Genomic DNA, 18,952 nt, shown 5'->3' with positions numbered 1-18,952 from the left:
GGGCCCTTACCCACAGGGCCCCGCCGACCCCCAGGCCCCCGTTTCAGACCCCAAGACTTACAACCCTGAGAGGGATTGACGCATAGTGCTCGACGTCAACTTCTTCGATGAGCTCCGCATCGGTCTGGCCACCGCTGACGACATCCGTCAGTGGAGCCACGGCGAGGTCAAGAAGCCCGAGACCATCAACTACCGCACCCTCAAGCCCGAAAAGGACGGACTCTTCTGCGAGAAGATCTTCGGTCCGACCCGGGACTGGGAGTGCTACTGCGGCAAGTACAAGCGCGTTCGCTTCAAGGGCATCATCTGTGAGCGCTGTGGCGTCGAGGTGACTCGCGCCAAGGTGCGTCGTGAGCGGATGGGCCACATCGAGCTGGCCGCGCCTGTCACGCACATCTGGTACTTCAAGGGTGTCCCGAGCCGGCTGGGCTACCTGCTCGACCTGGCTCCCAAGGACCTCGAGAAGGTCATCTACTTCGCGGCGTACATGATCACGTACGTCGACGAGGAGCGCCGTACCCGCGACCTGCCCTCCCTGGAGGCGCACGTCTCCGTCGAGCGGCAGCAGATCGAGAACCGCCGGGACGCCGACCTGGAGGCCCGCGCCAAGAAGCTCGAGACCGACCTGGCCGAGCTGGAGGCCGAGGGCGCCAAGGCCGACGTGCGCCGCAAGGTGCGCGAGGGTGCCGAGCGTGAGATGAAGCAGCTGCGTGACCGTGCGCAGCGCGAGATCGACCGGCTCGACGAGGTGTGGACCCGGTTCAAGAACCTCAAGGTCCAGGACCTCGAGGGCGACGAGCTGCTCTACCGCGAGCTGCGTGACCGCTTCGGCACGTACTTCGACGGTTCGATGGGTGCCGCGGCGCTGCAGAAGCGCCTGGAGTCCTTCGACCTCGACGAGGAGGCCGAGAAGCTCCGCGAGATCATCCGTACCGGCAAGGGCCAGAAGAAGACCCGTGCGCTCAAGCGCCTGAAGGTCGTCTCCGCGTTCCTGCAGACCAGCAACAGCCCCAAGGGCATGGTGCTCGACTGCGTGCCGGTCATCCCGCCGGACCTTCGCCCGATGGTGCAGCTGGACGGTGGCCGCTTCGCGACCTCCGACCTGAACGACCTGTACCGCCGTGTGATCAACCGCAACAACCGTCTGAAGAGGCTCCTCGACCTCGGCGCGCCCGAGATCATCGTCAACAACGAGAAGCGCATGCTTCAGGAGGCTGTTGACGCCCTCTTCGACAACGGTCGTCGTGGTCGCCCGGTCACCGGTCCGGGTAACCGCCCGCTGAAGTCCCTCAGCGACATGCTGAAGGGTAAGCAGGGTCGATTCCGTCAGAACCTGCTCGGTAAGCGTGTGGACTACTCCGCGCGTTCCGTGATCGTCGTCGGTCCGCAGCTGAAGCTGCACCAGTGCGGTCTGCCCAAGGCGATGGCGCTGGAGCTCTTCAAGCCGTTCGTGATGAAGCGCCTGGTCGACCTGAACCACGCGCAGAACATCAAGAGCGCCAAGCGCATGGTGGAGCGCGGCCGCACGGTCGTGTACGACGTCCTCGAAGAGGTCATCGCCGAGCACCCGGTTCTGCTGAACCGTGCTCCCACCCTGCACCGCCTCGGCATCCAGGCCTTCGAGCCGCAGCTGGTCGAGGGCAAGGCCATCCAGATCCACCCGCTCGTCTGCACCGCGTTCAACGCGGACTTCGACGGTGACCAGATGGCCGTCCACCTTCCGCTGTCCGCGGAGGCGCAGGCCGAGGCCCGCATCCTGATGCTGTCCTCGAACAACATCCTCAAGCCCGCCGACGGCCGTCCGGTGACGATGCCGACCCAGGACATGGTCCTCGGTCTGTTCTTCCTCACCACCGACAGCGAGATGCGGGACGTGAAGGGCGTGGACCGCGGATTCTCGTCCGTGGCCGAGGCGATCATGGCCTTCGACGCGGGCGAGCTCTCGCTCCAGTCGAAGATCGACATCCGCTTCCCGGTCGGCACCATCCCGCCGCGTGGCTGGACGCCGCCCGCCCAGGAAGAGGGCGAGCCGGAGTGGCAGCAGGGTGACAGCTTCCGTCTGAGGACCACGCTCGGCCGTGCGCTCTTCAACGAACTGCTGCCCGAGGACTACCCGTTCGTCGACTACGAGGTCGGCAAGAAGCAGCTCTCCGAGATCGTCAACGACCTCGCCGAGCGCTACCCGAAGGTCATCGTGGCGGCGACGCTCGACAACCTGAAGGCGTCCGGCTTCTACTGGGCCACCCGTTCCGGTGTCACCGTCGCCATCTCCGACGTCGTCGTTCCCGAGGCGAAGAAGGAGATCGTCAAGGGCTACGAGGCACAGGACGAGAAGGTCCAGAAGCAGTACGAGCGCGGTCTGATCACCAAGGACGAGCGCACGCAGGAGCTCATCGCGATCTGGACCAAGGCGACCAACGAGGTTGCCGAGGCCATGAACGAGAACTTCCCGAAGACCAACCCGATCTTCATGATGGTGAACTCGGGTGCACGAGGCAACATGATGCAGATGCGTCAGATTGCCGGTATGCGTGGTCTGGTGTCGAACGCGAAGAACGAGACGATCCCGCGTCCGATCAAGGCCTCGTTCCGTGAGGGTCTGTCCGTGCTGGAGTACTTCATCTCCACGCACGGTGCCCGTAAGGGTCTGGCGGACACCGCCCTGCGTACCGCCGACTCGGGTTACCTGACCCGTCGTCTGGTGGACGTCTCGCAGGACGTGATCATCCGCGAGGAGGACTGCGGCACCGAGCGCGGTCTGAAGCTGAAGATCGCCCACCGCGACGCCGCCGGCGTGCTGCGCAAGGCCGAGGACGTCGAGACCAGCGTCTACGCCCGCATGCTCGCCGAGGACGTCGTCATCGACGGCAAGGTGATCGCGCCGGCCAACGTGGACCTGGGCGACGTGCTCATCGACCAGCTGGTGCACCACGGTGTCGAGGAGGTCAAGACCCGCTCGATCCTGACCTGCGAGTCCCACGTCGGCACCTGCGCCATGTGCTACGGCCGCTCGCTGGCCACCGGCAAGCTGGTCGACATCGGTGAGGCGGTCGGCATCATCGCCGCCCAGTCCATCGGTGAGCCCGGTACCCAGCTGACGATGCGTACCTTCCACACCGGTGGTGTGGCCGGTGACGACATCACCCAGGGTCTGCCGCGTGTCGTCGAGCTCTTCGAGGCCCGTACCCCGAAGGGTGTCGCCCCGATCTCCGAGGCCACCGGCCGTGTGCGGATCGAGGAGACCGAGAAGACCAAGAAGATCGTCGTCACCCCGGACGACGGCAGCGACGAGACGGCGTTCCCGATCTCGAAGCGTGCCCGACTCCTGGTCAGCGAGGGCGAGCACGTCGAGGTGGGCCAGAAGCTCACCGTGGGTGCCACCAACCCGCACGACGTGCTGCGCATTCTGGGTCAGCGTGCCGTCCAGGTCCACCTGGTCGGCGAGGTCCAGAAGGTCTACAACTCGCAGGGTGTGTCGATCCACGACAAGCACATCGAGATCATCATCCGGCAGATGCTCCGCCGCGTGACGATCATCGAGTCCGGCGACGCCGAGCTGCTGCCCGGCGAGCTGGTCGAGCGCTCGAAGTTCGAGACCGAGAACCGTCGTGTGGTCCAGGAGGGCGGTCACCCGGCCTCCGGTCGTCCGCAGCTCATGGGTATCACCAAGGCCTCGCTGGCCACGGAGTCCTGGCTGTCGGCGGCGTCCTTCCAGGAGACGACCAGGGTCCTCACGGACGCGGCGATCAACGCCAAGTCCGACTCCCTGATCGGCCTCAAGGAGAACGTCATCATCGGTAAGCTCATCCCGGCCGGTACGGGTCTGTCCCGCTACCGCAACATCCGGGTCGAGCCGACCGAGGAGGCCAAGGCCGCGATGTACTCGGCCGTCGGGTACGACGACATCGACTACTCGCCGTTCGGTACGGGGTCTGGTCAGGCTGTGCCGCTGGAGGACTACGACTACGGGCCGTACAACCAGTAGGGTCTGGGTTTGAAGTGTTGGAGGGCGGTCACCTTTTGGGTGGCCGCCCTTCGGCGTACGCCGTCCGCGGACCGAGGCTCGGCTACAGGTAAGGCCGCAGCCGGTGCAGCCGTGTCGGGTAGTCGGGGTGGGTGGCGAGCAGGCGGGCGAGGAGGCCGGGTTGCGGGTCCTTGCCGCCGGCAGCGGTCATGGCCGCGAGCCTGGCCTTGCGCTCGGCTTCGTGCATGGCCTGTAGTACCCCGGCGAGTTCCCGGGCGAAGCCGAGCCCGGCGGCGTGCTGGTCCGCGCGCAGTTCCGCCCTTCGGCCCACTGCCGCGATGAGATAGGGCGTGACCAGCAGGATGAGAGGCAGTCCGTAGAGCTTCTCGAGTGTCGAGATGGTCAGCAGGCCGGTGACGAAGATCAGTAGAGCCGTGGCCAGCCAGGAGTAGTAGCTCGCCCATGCCACTGCGAGCACCATCACACTCCGGATCACACGCCAGGCCAGCCTGCCCGGCAGCGCGTACCACTCGCCCAGCAGCGATGACCAGACGTGCCCGCCGGTGTGGTGGCCCAGCTCGTGGGCCAGTATGGCGGCCAGCTGCGCGCTCGACAGGTTGTCCAGCGCGAACCGGGTGACGCCCACGATGTGCCCTGCGGCGGCATAGGCGTTGAGGTCGTCGCTGTCCTGGACCCACAGCTCGTACGTCCGACCGTCTACGCCTGCCCGTGCGGTGACCTCCCGCCATATCGGGGCGAGCCGTGCGTACTCGTCGGGTAAGGGGCGCTGCAGCCGCAGCAGATGGAGGGCGAGGAAGTCCTCGACGGGGCGGTGGAAGAGCAGCGCCCCCGACAGCAGCCAGACGAGAGGCAGGATCCAGAAGGGGACGCCCAGCCACGCGTCCAGTCCACCGGAGATCAGCAGCAGCACCACAAGGCTCATGACGGTGCCGGGCAGATACAGGACGAGCTGGCCCAACGCCGTCGCGTCGAGCCCGCGTTGGCGTGCTGCGAAGTGCAGCCGGCCGGTGCTGTGCCGGTAGTCGAGATCGTCGGCGGGTGGAGGCTGGGACCCTTCCGGAGGCGGGGGTTCCGCAGGGTGCCGAGGGTCGGTGGGGTCGGGCATAAGGGTCTCCTGGGTGAGCGGAAGGGCTGAGGTCAGCCGATGAGCAGAGAGAGGGGCATCGTCACCACGGCGACGCCGAGGGCGATCAGCCCGGTGCGGATCCACTGGTGCTTGCGCACTGCGATGCGACTGGTCTCGGTGAGTGCGGTGAACGTTCCTGCTGCCGGGGCGCGTTCGGTCTCGGCCAGAGCCTGGGCGAGGTGGCCGCTGCGCACGGCCCGCTGGATGTCGCCGAAGTAGGAGAGCGGTGCGCCCGGCGTCCAGCGGTGGGTGCCGTGGCGGGGGAGGACTGCCATGAGCAGCGCCAGAAGTGTGACCGCGAGCGCGACAAGCCCCGAACACCAGACCGCCATGCCGAGAGCGGAGAGCCGGGGCGGTGCCCAGGTGCGTCCCCCCAGCACGCTGCCGATGACCCCCGTCGCCGCTCCGAGGGCGGCCACGAGCACGGACGCCTTCGCGTCGGCGCGGGCGATCTCGGAGCGAAGGTCGGCCAGAAGACGCTCCGCAGCCGGGCCGCCCGGGGGCGAGGGAGTCCCTGACCCGGTGTCGCTCATGGTGTGCGTCCCTCGGGCACGCCGTGGTCGGACTCTTGTGCCTCGGTCGGCGAGGACGGCCCGGCCGGTGAGCTGCCGTAGCCCGGGGGCGGTTGCCAGTCGGCGAAGGTGCCGCTCCGCTTCTCGTTGGCCGACTTGTCGATCGGCTTGTCGACCGGATCGTTTGCCGGAGCTGTGGGTTCGGGATCGCTCGCGGGTGGGGCGTCGTCGTTCTGCTTGGCGAGCGATACCTCCGTATGAGGGGTGAGCGGAGGGGAGGAGGCCCGATCGCGCGGGACGCCTGGCAGACGCTGGTTGAAGATCTCGTACACGGCGTTCAGGGCCAGTCGCTTGGGTGCTTCCCGCTCGTACTCCTCGAGGTTGTCGCCGCCCAGCAGCTCCTTCGCCAGGTCCATCTTTGCCTGGACCAGCCGTAGTTGGTCCTCGTGCATGCTCTTGACGACAAGCTGTATGTCTTCCGGGCGGGTGGCCAGTTGCAGGGCCCAGGCCACCACGCCACCCTCCTCCAGATACTTCTGGTAGAACGCGATCTTCTCGGCCTCGAGTTGCAGGAGTTCGGCCTGGTGCTGGGCCCGCAACCGCTCCTGGTCCTGCTGCCACTCCTGCCGCTGAAGGCTGAGCTCGTGTTCCATCCGTCCGTACTCGGTGGCGCGCTCCATCTGGAGTTCGTCCTGTCGGCGGGCGCGTCGGTCGAGCTCGGCGTCGTAGTCCCTGCCGAGTTGCTCGGTCCGTATCTGCTCGGCTGTGGCATGGTCGATGGCTTGCAGGCGCTGTCGGTGTTCGATCTCCTGCTGGTCCCGGCTCAGACGCAGGGTCCAGACGACCTTCAGGCCGACGGTGGCACCGAGCGGAGGGCGCTCCGGGTCGGTCAGCACCCGCAACAGTTCCGCCTCGGCCCGTGCGCTGTCGTGGATGGCGAAGCTGCGGGTGAGTGAGCGGGCTGCCTGTTGCAGTTCGCCGAGAAGCAGTGCGGGAACATCGCGGTGACCGCTCCGTACGAATGTCTTGGGCGCGGTGACCTGCCAGGACAACTCGATCGTCGCGGCGAACTCGAAGGCGTCGTTGTCGCTCGGCAGAGGGATCTCCGCCCGGTGGGGATGGACCCCCATGTCGACCTCGTAGACCGCCGTGTAGCGCCGGGCAGCCGCTTCGCTGCGGCGGGGACGTACCGGCGGAAGGAATTCGTCGTAGTCGCCCTTGGAGGTCGAGAAGACCAGGGCATGTTCGATGCGGGTCAGCGCCCTGCGGGCGAATCCCCAGCGCGAGAGCTGCCGTACGGTGACGACGGGATCGACCAGCGGGGTGTGCCGGTCTGCCGGTTGCTCGAAGTCCGGCGGCTTGCGGAAGTCAGCCATGACGCTTGTCTCCTTGGCCGGTTCACAGGGTCGGTTGGAGCGACGGGTGTGCCGTGTCGGGGTCGGGGAGGACGGTCAGCAGCCGGACCGCCACGTCCGGTGAGGCCGCGCCGTCCTCACCGTGCAGGGTGCGCAGGAGGTGGCTGAGGCGCTGGTGCTCGGCGGCGGTGGTGACCAGTGCCCTGAGCAGTGAGGCGAGGGCCCATTCGGTCGCCTGGTCCCGATCGGCGGTGTGGACCCATATGCCGAGCGTCCTCAGGGCGTCCCGGGTGTGGTCGCGGTCGTCGAGAGCCGTGCGCCACAGCCTGGTGATGCCGTCGGCCGCGGGGTCACGCCTGTCTGCCGTGGTGGCGTACCAGTCGAGGAGCAGCGGCCTGCCGAACCGCTCGCCGTCCCGGGTGCGTGCGCAGGCGTTGAGGAAGCCGCCGAGGGCGAGGTCGTGGGCCGGCCGGTCGTCGTCGAGTTTCGCCAGCAGTTCGGCGAGGACCTGGTCACGGGCGGGGGAGAGCAGCAGCAGCTCCACCGACTGGGCCAGCTGGCCGACCATCAGCTCGTCGGGGCCGTCCTCCTCGTCCAATCCGTCGTACTCCTTGCGGATGGCGGCGCGCAGCGCGGCGAGGGTCCGCTTCGGCTGCTCCGCGCCGATGAGGCCGTACGCCCGGATGGCCACCCAGCGCCGTCCCACCTCCTCGGTCTCGGTCCCGCACCAGTCGTCGAGGATGCGGGGGATGTTGGGCGCGTCGAGCAGATGCGCCAGCGTCAGCGCGTTGACCGCGACGAGTCGGTGGCGGAACAGACGGGAATCCGCCCACGGTTCGACGATCAGTGCCATGGTGGAGGGCAGATCCGCATAGGCGAGCACGGCGACGGTCGACGCGGCGCGCGTGCGGACCAGGGGCCGTCCGTCGCCGGCGAGCCGCTGGAGCCAGTCCACCAGGGCCGGCCGGGCCGAGGGATGGCCGGTCCACACCTCTCGCAGCAGCACGAGAGACACCCGGTCGTCCAGGAAGGCGGCCTTGGACTGGAGGACCGGACCCCACTCCGTGTTCTCCTCCTCCTGGTACAGCTCGGCGCGGGCGAGTTGGAGCCGCTTGCCGATGTGCGTTCCGAACACCGGGACCTGGGGGTGGAGCCCGGAGTTCTCGGTCTTCTGGAAGAACGCGTAGAGGAGATCGCTCAGTTCGGCGGTGAGGGCGTACGGGCCGCCGTCGAAGGCGGCCAGGGCGACGAGGAACGCCTTGTCCCGCAAGGGAACTCGCTCCTCGTCCTCCTCGAACCACTCCAGGACCTGGCTCTCCAAGCTGAACAGCGAGAAGGCCGCGACCTCGGCCTCGCCGACCTCACCGTCCGCGTACTGCTTCAACCGCTTGGCGAACGCCGCGACCTCGCGCAGCTGGTGGTCCCGGCCGAGGAAGTCCGTGACCGCGGGCAACGCCAGCAGTCGGCGTGTGGTGGCCTCGTCGGTCAGCTCGCGCAGATGAGCCTTCAGTACGTCGTCGGCGTCGGGCGGCTGCCAGGCGACGGGGGTGATGTCCTCCAGCTCGGCCGTGGGCCTGACCGTGATCACCAGGTAGGCGTCTTCCTTGGCCAACTGGTCGCGGGCGGCGAACAGATGCGGCTCCCGCAGGGGCTCGTCCCGGCGCGTCGTCAGATCGCACAGCACGTAGCCCTTGGCCCGGTGCTCCTTGTCGCCGAGCTGCTGGACGAGCTTCGCCGGCGAGGTGTCGCGGACCAGGATGCGGACCGGGGAGGCCTGCAGCCGATGCAGAAGCATCAGAGCGGCGGTACGCCGGCCGGTGAAGTGCGGGCCGGCGAGCACGACGACCCGTTCCGTGCGCAGCCGCGTGACGAGGTCCTCGAAGGCGCTCTCGTCCGTGACGAAGAGCGGGGCGAGGCGGTCGAGAGTCGACTGAGGGACCTCGCCCGAGGCGTGGGACGAGGCGGAGATGCCGAACTGGTAGACGACCTCCGTCTTGCTGCCCATGATCACGTCGCCCGCGACCAGCCCGCCGCTGACGCCATGCTGGTCGCCCGCCACGAGGCTGCCGCCGAACCGGGAGTTCGAGCCGACCCCCATCGCCTTCGGGCTGTGGTCCACCAGGTCCCGACGGGCCGACCAGGCGTCCTGGGGCCGGTCGTGCTCCTCCTCCTTGTCGTCCTCCGCCTCAGGTCCTTCGGTACCGGGCTGGGGAGCGTCGCCGTGCGGATCCCTGGCCTGCTGCGGCGGTCCGGATCCGGAGGGCTGGGCTCCCGGCGTTTCCCCGCTCACCTCCGCTCACCACGCTCGGTGATCTTGCTGCCCATAATCACGTCGCCGGTGACGTGTCCGTTGCTGACGCCGTGCTGATCGCCGTCGACGTAGCTGCCGCCGAAGGAGGCGTGGCCGAGATCGACTGCGGCGCGTCGGGCACGCGGAGCCTGGTCCTGCATGCCCCCTACGGCTTCTTCCGGGCCTTCCGCGATCGGCTCTCCGTGCAGCCAGGCGACGGTCGGCCCTTCCTTCGTCTCCACCGTGATGCGGTGGAAGTCAGCCGAGCGAACTCCCAGCCGATCGTGGCGCACGACGCCCTGGAAGATGCCGTCGGACACACACAGGACGCTGTCGTCGTCCCGCTGCTTGAGGGCGTTGCGCAGGTGGGCGGAGTCCAGGAGGCGGACGGCGTGGTTGAGGTCCGAGCCGACCCAGCCGTCCAGCTCGTCGATGGCGACGTAGCCGGCGGACAGCACGATGCGCAGGCGCATCTGGGCGCTGCTCGCGATCAGACGGTTCTTGCTGTGGAGGAGGGCGGGTGTCTCGGTGAGGAGCGTCTTGACCAGGGTCGGCACCGAGGCCTGGACGTCGATGAGCTCCATGACGGAGTCGCCGCGATCCGCACGCTGACGCGCGGTCTCATCGATGCCGGCGGTGAGCAGTGTGGCGTCCACGACCTCGTAGAGGACCCGTCGCAGGAACGCCTGTTCCACGTCGTCGCGGGAGCCGAACTGCTCGATGTCGAAGAGAAGGAGGGTGCGGTACACAGGGTCGGTCATGGCTGCCTCTCGCGCGTAGGTGTCCGATGCCCAGCACGATGGCGGGTTGTGGACGTGCCTCAGAGGACCGATGACATGGACGAACTGTGACCGTGTGCATGGAACGGCCGGGCTCGGTGTGCCTTCAGGCGGAGTGCTCGCCGATGATGCGGCGCAGGACGTCCGGGCGCAGGACCACGATGCGTCGGCGTCTGGTGGCGACGACCTCGCGGGTGCGCAGTTCCTTGAGGAGGCGGGCGACGGCCTCGCGGGATGACCCGACCGAGCCCGCGAACTCCTGTTGGCTGAGCCCTATCGTGAGCTCGATGCCCTCGTCGGTCCTGGTGCCATGGGTACGGACGAGTTCGAGCAGCAGGACAGCGAGCCGCTCGCGCACGGTGAGGGCGGCCCACTCCACTCGGCGGCGGTCGGTGGACCGTTGTCGGTCGGTGGTCAGGCTCAGCAGTTGTAACGCCACCTGGGGATTCCGGGAGAGGAACGCGGTGAAACGGCTCTGCCCTATGACGACCGCCTCTACCGGCTCCAGCGCCGTGACGGTCGCCGAGCGCTGGCGCCTGCTCAGGGCCGCGCCCTCGCCGACGATGTCACCGGGGCCGCGCAGGGCGAGCAGGGCCTCGTACCCGTTGGCCGCGAGGGCCGTGACCTTGGTCCAGCCGTGCAGGAGGAGCAGCACATGGGCGGAGGGTTCGTCCTGGCGCATGATGATGCTCCGCGCCGGGTAGCGCAGCGGGCGGCCGATGTCCAGCAGGGCGATGCGGTCGTTCTTCTCCAGCCGGGCGAGGAACGGCACCCTGTCGTCGAAGCCGTCGTCGTCCCACGCGCGTTTCTGCCTCCCAGTCATGCCCGTTGCCCCCGTGTTCACCTGCGCCGATGCCTCTTCCCCGCCAACCAGTCAACGTACTCGAAGGGGCCACGCGGTGAACCGGCGACAACCGGCCGCCGTGGCCCGATGTGCTCGCATCGGGCCACGGAATCCTCCGGGCGGCCGCCCTTGAGCGCCTCCGGGACCGTCTCGGGGTTATCTCCGGGTGCGACCCCGATGCCGTAATTGCCCGTTCGGCGGATGATGGAGGGACTCCGACCAGTACGGGGGAGGTGCTCCATGACGCATCCGTCTCCGTCGTGGCAGCCAGGGCAGCCGTGGCAGGGCGAGGGTGCCCAGCAGTCGTGGCAGGGCGGCCACGCCCCGCAGCCGTGGCAGGGCAGCGGCAGCCCGCAGCCCTGGCCCGGCGGTACCGCCCCGCAGCCCTGGCCCGGCGGTGGTGCCCCGATGTCGTGGGCTGGTCAGGGGGGCTCGCAGATGCTTGCCTCGCATGCCGATCGTGAGCGGGCCGTGGATGTGCTCAGGGCCGGGTTCGGGGAGGGGCGGCTGGAGCATCCCGAGTTCGAGAAGCGGGTCGAGCGGGCCTACACGGCCCGTACGGTGGGTGAGCTGGCGCTGCTCGTCGCCGACCTGCCGCTCGGGCCGGTGCCGCAGCCGGCGCCCGTCACGCCCGTGCCGCGGACCTTCCTGCCGGTGGCGCGGCCGCAGACCAACGGCAAGGCGGTCGGTTCCGCCCTCTGTGGCGTGCTGTGTCTCGTGAGCTTCGGGCTGACCGGTATCCCGGCCGTGGTCCTGGGGCACGCGGCGCGTTCCGAGATCCGCCGCACCGGGGAGGGCGGTGACGGGCTCGCCCTGACCGGGCTGGTGCTCGGGTGGTTGTCCACGGCGGGCTGGGCGGTGCTGGTGACGCTGATGTTCGTGGCCGCCGCCGTGTCCGCATAGCCTCGTGGGTGGGCGGATCGAGGGGTGCGTGGACCGGGGGCTGACGTGCTCGGATCGGGGAATCGATGATCAAACACGCTGCGCGGTCTTGACATCGGCCGCATGGCGATGCGGGCGGGGCCCATTTGTTTTGACCGCAGCGAATGAGGTAGGTACGCTCAGACCTTGTGCCTGGGGTGTGCCCTGGCTCTTGTGCGTGCCTTCAACCGCATAGCGAGCCGTGAGCGGCCACCGTAATCTGTGCTCTTTTCGCCTCGCGGCGGAAGTCCGCCGATTCGACACACCCGACCGCGTGGGTCGGCGAATGTTCCAGGTTAGCTTCACCATTCGGCACACAGAAACCGGAGAAGTAGTGCCTACGATCCAGCAGCTGGTCCGTAAGGGCCGGCAGGACAAGGTCGAGAAGAACAAGACGCCCGCACTCGAGGGTTCCCCTCAGCGTCGTGGCGTCTGCACGCGTGTGTTCACGACCACCCCGAAGAAGCCGAACTCGGCCCTGCGTAAGGTCGCGCGTGTGCGTCTGACCAGCGGGATCGAGGTCACCGCTTACATTCCGGGTGAGGGACACAACCTGCAGGAGCACTCCATCGTGCTCGTGCGTGGTGGCCGTGTGAAGGACCTGCCGGGTGTTCGCTACAAGATCATCCGCGGTTCCCTTGACACCCAGGGTGTGAAGAACCGCAAGCAGGCCCGCAGCCGCTACGGCGCCAAGAAGGAGAAGTAGAAAATGCCTCGTAAGGGCCCCGCCCCGAAGCGCCCGGTCATCATCGACCCGGTCTACGGTTCCCCTCTTGTCACGTCGCTCATCAACAAGGTGCTGCTGAACGGCAAGCGCTCCACCGCCGAGCGCATCGTCTACGGCGCCATGGAGGGTCTGCGTGAGAAGACGGGCAACGACCCGATCATCACGCTGAAGCGCGCGCTTGAGAACATCAAGCCGACCCTCGAGGTCAAGTCCCGCCGTGTCGGTGGCGCGACCTACCAGGTTCCGATCGAGGTCAAGCCCGGTCGTGCCAACACGCTGGCGCTGCGCTGGCTGGTCGGTTACTCCCGCGCCCGTCGCGAGAAGACCATGACCGAGCGTCTGCTCAACGAGCTCCTCGACGCCTCCAACGGCCTCGGTGCCGCTGTGAAGAAGCGTGAGGACACCCACAAGATGGCCGAGTCCAACAAGGCCTTCGCGCACTACCGCTGGTAGTCGCTACCCCCATCGAGACCGAGAGAAGACTGAAGCCTTATGGCTACCACTTCACTTGACCTGGCCAGGGTCCGCAACATCGGGATCATGGCCCACATCGACGCGGGCAAGACGACCACCACCGAGCGGATCCTCTTCTACACCGGCGTCAGCTACAAGATCGGTGAAGTCCACGACGGCGCTGCCACCATGGACTGGATGGAGCAGGAGCAGGAGCGTGGCATCACGATCACCTCTGCTGCCACCACCTGTCACTGGCCGCTCGAGGACAACGACTACACGATCAACATCATCGACACCCCGGGTCACGTCGACTTCACGGTCGAGGTGGAGCGTTCGCTCCGCGTCCTCGACGGTGCCGTCACGGTGTTCGACGGTGTCGCCGGTGTCGAGCCGCAGTCCGAGACGGTGTGGCGTCAGGCCGACCGTTACGGCGTGCCGCGCATCTGCTTCGTGAACAAGCTGGACCGTACCGGCGCCGAGTTCCACCGCTGCGTGGACATGATCTCGGACCGCCTGGGCGCCCAGCCGCTCGTCATGCAGCTCCCGATCGGCGCCGAGGCCGACTTCAAGGGCGTCGTGGACCTGGTCCGCATGAAGGCGCTCGTGTGGTCCGCCGAGGCCGCCAAGGGCGAGATGTACGACGTCGTCGACATCCCGGCCACGCACGTCGAGGCTGCCGAGGAGTACCGCGGCAAGCTGGTCGAGGGCGTCGCCGAGAACGACGAAGAGATCATGGAGCTGTACCTGGAGGGCCAGGAGCCCACCGAGGAGCAGCTGTACGCCGCGATCCGTCGCATCACCATCGCGTCCGGCAAGTCCAGCGACACCACGGTCACCCCGGTGTTCTGTGGCACCGCGTTCAAGAACAAGGGCGTCCAGCCCCTGCTCGACGCGGTCGTGCGCTACCTGCCGACCCCGCTCGACGTCGAGGCCATCGAGGGCCACGACGTGAAGGACCCCGAGGTCGTCGTCAAGCGCAAGCCGTCCGACGACGAGCCGCTGTCCGCGCTGGCGTTCAAGATCATGAGCGACCCGCACCTCGGCAAGCTCACCTTCGTCCGGGTCTACTCGGGCCGCCTGGAGTCCGGCACCGCCGTGCTGAACTCCGTCAAGGGCAAGAAGGAGCGCATCGGCAAGATCTACCGCATGCACGCGAACAAGCGTGAGGAGATCGAGTCGGTGGGCGCCGGCGACATCGTCGCCGTCATGGGCCTGAAGCAGACCACCACCGGTGAGACGCTGAGCGACGACAAGAACCCGGTCATCCTGGAGTCCATGGACTTCCCGGCGCCGGTGATCCAGGTCGCCATCGAGCCCAAGTCCAAGGGTGACCAGGAGAAGCTGGGTGTCGCCATCCAGCGTCTCGCGGAGGAGGACCCCTCCTTCCAGGTCCACTCGGACGAGGAGACGGGCCAGACCATCATCGGTGGTATGGGCGAGCTGCACCTCGAGGTGCTGGTCGACCGTATGCGCCGTGAGTTCAAGGTCGAGGCCAACGTCGGCAAGCCGCAGGTCGCCTACCGTGAGACGATCCGCAAGGCCGTCGAGCGCGTCGACTACACGCACAAGAAGCAGACCGGTGGTACCGGCCAGTTCGCCAAGGTGCAGATCGCGATCGAGCCGATCGAGGGCGGCGACGCCTCGTACGAGTTCGTGAACAAGGTCACCGGTGGTCGTATCCCGAAGGAGTACATCCCTTCGGTCGACGCCGGTGCGCAGGAGGCCATGCAGTTCGGCATCCTCGCGGGCTACGAGATGACGGGCGTCCGCGTCACGCTCATCGACGGTGGCTACCACGAGGTCGACTCCTCCGAGCTCGCCTTCAAGATCGCCGGTTCGCAGGCCTTCAAGGAGGCCGCTCGCAAGGCCAGCCCCGTGCTGCTCGAGCCGATGATGGCCGTCGAGGTCACCACGCCCGAGGACTACATGGGTGAGGTCATCGGCGACATCAACTCCCGCCGTGGCCAGATCCAGGCCATGGAGGAGCGGGCCGGTGCGCGCGTCGTGAAGGGCCTCGTGCCCCTCTCGGAGATGTTCGGCTACGTCGGAGACCTCCGCAGCAAGACGTCGGGTCGCGCAAGCTACTCGATGCAGTTCGACTCCTACGCCGAGGTTCCGCGGAACGTCGCCGAGGAGATCATCGCGAAGGCCAAGGGCGAGTAACGCACTCCGTTCACACGCTTTAGGCTTGACTCCGGAGCCTCAGGGGGCATTCCGTCACAATCGTGGCGTGAATGCCCCGGGGCCCGGGCTTTCCAGCAAAGATCACCTGGCGCCGATGAAGCAAGGCGTTCAGAACCACTCCACAGGAGGACCCCAGTGGCGAAGGCGAAGTTCGAGCGGACTAAGCCGCACGTCAACATCGGCACCATCGGTCACATCGACCACGGTAAGACGACCCTCACGGCCGCCATTACCAAGGTGCTGCACGACGCGTACCCGGACCTGAACGAGGCCTCGGCCTTCGACCAGATCGACAAGGCTCCTGAGGAGCGCCAGCGCGGTATCACCATCTCCATCGCGCACGTCGAGTACCAGACCGAGACGCGTCACTACGCCCACGTCGACTGCCCCGGTCACGCGGACTACATCAAGAACATGATCACCGGTGCTGCCCAGATGGACGGCGCCATCCTCGTGGTCGCCGCCACCGACGGCCCGATGCCGCAGACCAAGGAGCACGTGCTCCTGGCCCGCCAGGTCGGCGTTCCGTACATCGTCGTCGCCCTGAACAAGGCCGACATGGTGGACGACGAGGAGATCCTGGAGCTCGTCGAGCTCGAGGTCCGCGAGCTGCTCTCCGAGTACGAGTTCCCGGGCGACGACCTGCCGGTCGTCAAGGTCTCGGCGCTCAAGGCCCTTGAGGGCGACAAGGAGTGGGGCCAGTCCGTCCTCGACCTGATGAAGGCCGTCGACGAGAACATCCCGCAGCCCGAGCGTGACGTCGACAAGCCGTTCCTGATGCCGATCGAGGACGTCTTCACGATCACCGGTCGCGGTACGGTCGTCACCGGCCGTATCGAGCGTGGTGTCCTGAAGGTCAACGAGACCGTCGACATCGTGGGCATCAAGCAGGAGAAGACCACCACCACGGTCACCGGCATCGAGATGTTCCGCAAGCTGCTCGACGAGGGCCAGGCCGGTGAGAACGTCGGTCTGCTCCTCCGTGGCATCAAGCGCGAGGACGTCGAGCGCGGCCAGGTCATCATCAAGCCCGGTTCGGTCACGCCGCACACCGAGTTCGAGGCCCAGGCCTACATCCTGTCCAAGGACGAGGGTGGCCGCCACACGCCGTTCTTCAACAACTACCGTCCGCAGTTCTACTTCCGTACGACGGACGTGACCGGCGTTGTGACCCTCCCCGAGGGCACCGAGATGGTCATGCCGGGTGACAACACCGAGATGAAGGTGGAGCTCATCCAGCCCGTCGCCATGGAGGAGGGCCTGAAGTTCGCCATCCGTGAGGGTGGCCGGACCGTGGGCGCCGGCCAGGTCACCAAGATCAACAAGTAAGCTTGTTGACTTGACCTGGTAGCTCCATCGCGAGCTCCTGAAGGGGCCCGTACGACTTCGGTCGTACGGGCCCCTTTGTCGTCAGGTGTTGTTGCCGTCCGGGACGACGCAGAACGCCACGTGACTGATGTCGGTGATGGCGTTGCCGGGAGGGTTGAGCTGGGCGTGGAGATCCACGTCGGCCTCGATCTGGCCGGCCGGCGTGCCCGTGTAGTCGTAGAGGTTGGCTCCTCCCTCGTTTGCCGGACCGCCCTTGACGATGGCTCCCACGACGGCGAAGGGGCCTTCGACGTCGAAACTCAGCAGCTGTCCGTCCGGCTCCTCTGTTCTCTGCGTGACGCCGAGGGTGATCGTTCCCTGCCCGTTGATGTCCAGCACCTGCCCGTTCGTCGGCTCGTCGTCCGTGTCGAACTCCTCGGCGCCGGCGAACTGAGTGAAGTCGTCACAGTCCGGGTTGTCGGCAACTTCTTCGGGTGCCACCGCGGCCCCCAGCTGCGGCCCCGGGGCGGCTGAGGCGGGGCCCGCCGCGAAGGCGACCGCCAGCGCCGTGGCCAGTCCGACGCCGACGCACCGCGCTCCCCATCTCGCTGCTGTCGACCGTGTGGTTGCTCGAGTGGTTACTCGCACGACGAGTGCTCCTTCTGTGCTGGGTGTACTGGATCTCGCCCCTGCGGACCCTCGCGCCGCTCTCTTCGGCGATTCGAGTTCTGACGGACTGTCAGCGTGGCCGCCGGGCAGTCTGATCAATTGCACAATCACACCGGTGTCACGCCCTCAGGTTTGCTCTGCCTAGGCCGTCCGGGTTCCAGAGCACCAGAAAGGCGGAGCCCATGCCGGACAGTAAGTCGGGTAAATACGACATACATGCAAAAAGGTTGGTATAACACTTCCGCGGGGCGCGGCTGCTCCTCCGATGTAGCCGTGCCCCACCTCTTCGCCCGACGGCCGGGGTCACAGGGAGAACCATGCGGCAGTCCATCAGCACGGTGCCAGGGCAGGCGGTGGCCCCCACACCGCACCGGCCAACCGCACGCAACGGCCCTGCCGACAGGTGGTACGTACCGGTCGCGGTCTGTTTCGACGCCGCGGGTATGGCCCTGCCGACGGCGGTGGCCCTCTCCGCGATCGGTGCGGCCCACCCTGTGCAACAAGCGGTGGCGATCACCGTCGTCTGGGTCCTCGTGGGCCTCGCCGCGGACCGCTACACGCCCTGGACCTGGGACGAGGGTGCCCCGATCGGACCGCTGGTGCGGGACTGGCTGGTGCTGTTCGGCGCTCTGGCCGTGCTGCGTACCGTGTGGGGGCTGGGCGACGCGCCGGAGGCGGTTCTTGGCGCGCTGTGTCCGTCGTTGGCGGCAACGGTGGTCTGCCGCAAGGCGATTCACCGCCACGTCCTGGCCGTACGTCGGCACGCCCGGAGTCTGCGACGCGTCCTCGTCATCGGTGAGGCCGGGGCCGTGGACGCCGTCGTCGGGCAGCTGGCCGAGCGTACCGACCACGGGTATGTGGTGGTCGGGGCTTGTGTGCTGGGCGAGGGCGAGGTGCTGTCCGGTGTGCCGGTGTCCGCCCGGCTGCGGGTGGGTGAGCCGACCGCTCCGGACGAGGATGCCGTGCCCGTGGCGGAAGCGGCCGAGGCGCTCGGTGCCGACCTGGTTTTCCTCACCACGGGCAGGAGTATGGGCGGGGACCGGCTTCGGCGGTTGTCGTGGGCCCTGCACGACCGGGGCCGTCGGCTGATGGTGCTGCCCGGCGTCGTCGAAGTGGCCCGGCGCAGGGTCCGGATCGCCTCGGCCGCCGGGCTCACCCTGCTGGACATCTCACCGCCGACGCGCGGTGGCCTGCCGACGCTGCTGAAGTCCGCCACCGACCGAGCGGGCGCGTTGGTCCTGCTCATGGTGCTGGCTCCGCTGTTCGCGCTGCTGGCGTTCGCCGTGCACGTCAGTTCGCCGGGGTCGGTCCTCTACCGCCAGGAGCGCGTCGGCCGGAACGGGACGCCCTTCCCCATGTGGAAGTTCCGGACCATAGTGGCCGACGCGGACCGGATGAAGGGTGACCTGGCGGCGGCGAACGAACACGACGGCCATATGTTCAAGCTGCGCCGGGATCCGCGGGTCACGTCCGTCGGGCGCTTTCTGCGCCGCTACTCGCTGGACGAACTGCCCCAGTTGGTCAATGTCCTGCTCGGCCATATGTCGCTGGTGGGACCCCGCCCGCCGCTGCCCGAGGAGGTCGCCCGCTACGACCAGGTGGAGATGCGCCGACTGAGCGTCAAACCCGGCCTCACCGGACTGTGGCAGGTCAGCGGCAGGTCGGACCTGTCCTGGCACGAGACCGTCTCGCTCGATCTGCGGTACGTCGACAACTGGTCGTTGGCCTGGGACATGCGGGTCATGGCCCGCACGGTCCGTGCCGTGCTGGACGGGCGCGGTGCGTACTGACACGGT

At 67.6% G+C, this 18,952-nt stretch carries 14 protein-coding genes; 7 read left to right on the top strand and 7 right to left on the bottom strand.

Features of this window, described 5'->3' with window-relative positions:
* Nucleotides 1-85: 85 nt before the first annotated feature.
* Nucleotides 86-3,985, top strand: a complete 3,900-nt coding sequence (locus BLU79_RS10060) for a DNA-directed RNA polymerase subunit beta' (RefSeq protein WP_093905294.1) — start codon at nt 86-88, stop codon at nt 3,983-3,985.
* A gap of 82 nt (nt 3,986-4,067) precedes the next feature.
* On the opposite strand, the gene BLU79_RS10055 is transcribed toward BLU79_RS10060, so the two are convergent.
* The 6 genes from BLU79_RS10055 to BLU79_RS10030 form a co-directional block, all read right to left on the bottom strand.
* Complete coding sequence (locus tag BLU79_RS10055; RefSeq protein WP_093905293.1) at nt 4,068-5,090, bottom strand: M48 family metalloprotease; 1,023 nt, start codon at nt 5,088-5,090, stop codon at nt 4,068-4,070.
* A 32-nt stretch (nt 5,091-5,122) separates the two neighbouring features.
* A complete protein-coding gene (locus BLU79_RS10050) occupies nt 5,123-5,644 on the bottom strand; it encodes a Pycsar system effector family protein (protein WP_093905292.1) in 522 nt (173 codons plus the stop codon).
* The gene (locus BLU79_RS10045; protein WP_093905291.1) at nt 5,641-6,999 is read right to left on the bottom strand and encodes a hypothetical protein; all 1,359 of its coding nucleotides are present in this window, start codon (nt 6,997-6,999) and stop codon (nt 5,641-5,643) included. The genes BLU79_RS10050 and BLU79_RS10045 overlap by 4 nt, the downstream gene beginning before the upstream one ends.
* A gap of 22 nt (nt 7,000-7,021) precedes the next feature.
* The gene (locus BLU79_RS10040) at nt 7,022-9,268 is read right to left on the bottom strand and encodes a hypothetical protein (RefSeq protein WP_093905290.1); all 2,247 of its coding nucleotides are present in this window, start codon (nt 9,266-9,268) and stop codon (nt 7,022-7,024) included.
* Nucleotides 9,265-10,029 (bottom strand): hypothetical protein, encoded by a 765-nt coding sequence (locus BLU79_RS10035; protein ID WP_093905289.1) that lies wholly within the window; start codon nt 10,027-10,029, stop codon nt 9,265-9,267. The genes BLU79_RS10040 and BLU79_RS10035 overlap by 4 nt, the downstream gene beginning before the upstream one ends.
* Before the next feature lie 124 nt (nt 10,030-10,153).
* Nucleotides 10,154-10,870 carry a Crp/Fnr family transcriptional regulator gene (locus BLU79_RS10030; protein WP_093905288.1) on the bottom strand — a complete coding sequence of 239 codons (717 nt, stop codon included), beginning with the start codon at nt 10,868-10,870 and terminating at the stop codon, nt 10,154-10,156.
* Nucleotides 10,871-11,329: 459 nt separating this feature from the next.
* Between BLU79_RS10030 and BLU79_RS10025 the strand changes: the two genes are divergently transcribed.
* The 5 genes from BLU79_RS10025 (at nt 11,330) to tuf (ending at nt 16,508) form a co-directional block, all read left to right on the top strand.
* Nucleotides 11,330-11,794, top strand: coding sequence for a DUF1707 and DUF4190 domain-containing protein (locus tag BLU79_RS10025; RefSeq protein WP_093905287.1), 465 nt, complete (start codon nt 11,330-11,332; stop codon nt 11,792-11,794).
* A gap of 352 nt (nt 11,795-12,146) precedes the next feature.
* Nucleotides 12,147-12,518 carry a 30S ribosomal protein S12 gene (gene rpsL, locus BLU79_RS10020; RefSeq protein WP_003948652.1) on the top strand — a complete coding sequence of 124 codons (372 nt, stop codon included), beginning with the start codon at nt 12,147-12,149 and terminating at the stop codon, nt 12,516-12,518.
* Nucleotides 12,519-12,521: 3 nt separating this feature from the next.
* Complete coding sequence (gene rpsG / locus BLU79_RS10015) at nt 12,522-12,992, top strand: 30S ribosomal protein S7 (protein ID WP_003992340.1); 471 nt, start codon at nt 12,522-12,524, stop codon at nt 12,990-12,992.
* Nucleotides 12,993-13,031: 39 nt separating this feature from the next.
* A complete protein-coding gene (gene fusA / locus BLU79_RS10010; protein WP_093905286.1) occupies nt 13,032-15,158 on the top strand; it encodes an elongation factor G in 2,127 nt (708 codons plus the stop codon).
* 156 nt (nt 15,159-15,314) lie between these two features.
* A complete protein-coding gene (gene tuf / locus BLU79_RS10005; RefSeq protein ID WP_093905285.1) occupies nt 15,315-16,508 on the top strand; it encodes an elongation factor Tu in 1,194 nt (397 codons plus the stop codon).
* An 81-nt stretch (nt 16,509-16,589) separates the two neighbouring features.
* Here the strand turns inward: tuf and BLU79_RS10000 are convergent, their stop codons facing one another.
* Complete coding sequence (locus BLU79_RS10000; RefSeq protein ID WP_143052480.1) at nt 16,590-17,135, bottom strand: hypothetical protein; 546 nt, start codon at nt 17,133-17,135, stop codon at nt 16,590-16,592.
* A 338-nt stretch (nt 17,136-17,473) separates the two neighbouring features.
* On the opposite strand from BLU79_RS10000, the gene BLU79_RS09995 reads away from it, so the two are divergent.
* A complete protein-coding gene (locus BLU79_RS09995; RefSeq protein WP_256333234.1) occupies nt 17,474-18,946 on the top strand; it encodes a sugar transferase in 1,473 nt (490 codons plus the stop codon).
* Nucleotides 18,947-18,952 lie beyond the last annotated feature (6 nt).

The sequence above is a fragment of the Streptomyces sp. cf386 genome (genome assembly GCF_900103585.1).
Taxonomy (GTDB): domain Bacteria; phylum Actinomycetota; class Actinomycetes; order Streptomycetales; family Streptomycetaceae; genus Streptomyces.
Note: the sequence above shows the minus strand (reverse complement) of the source record. Positions and strands in the feature narration are given on the sequence as shown.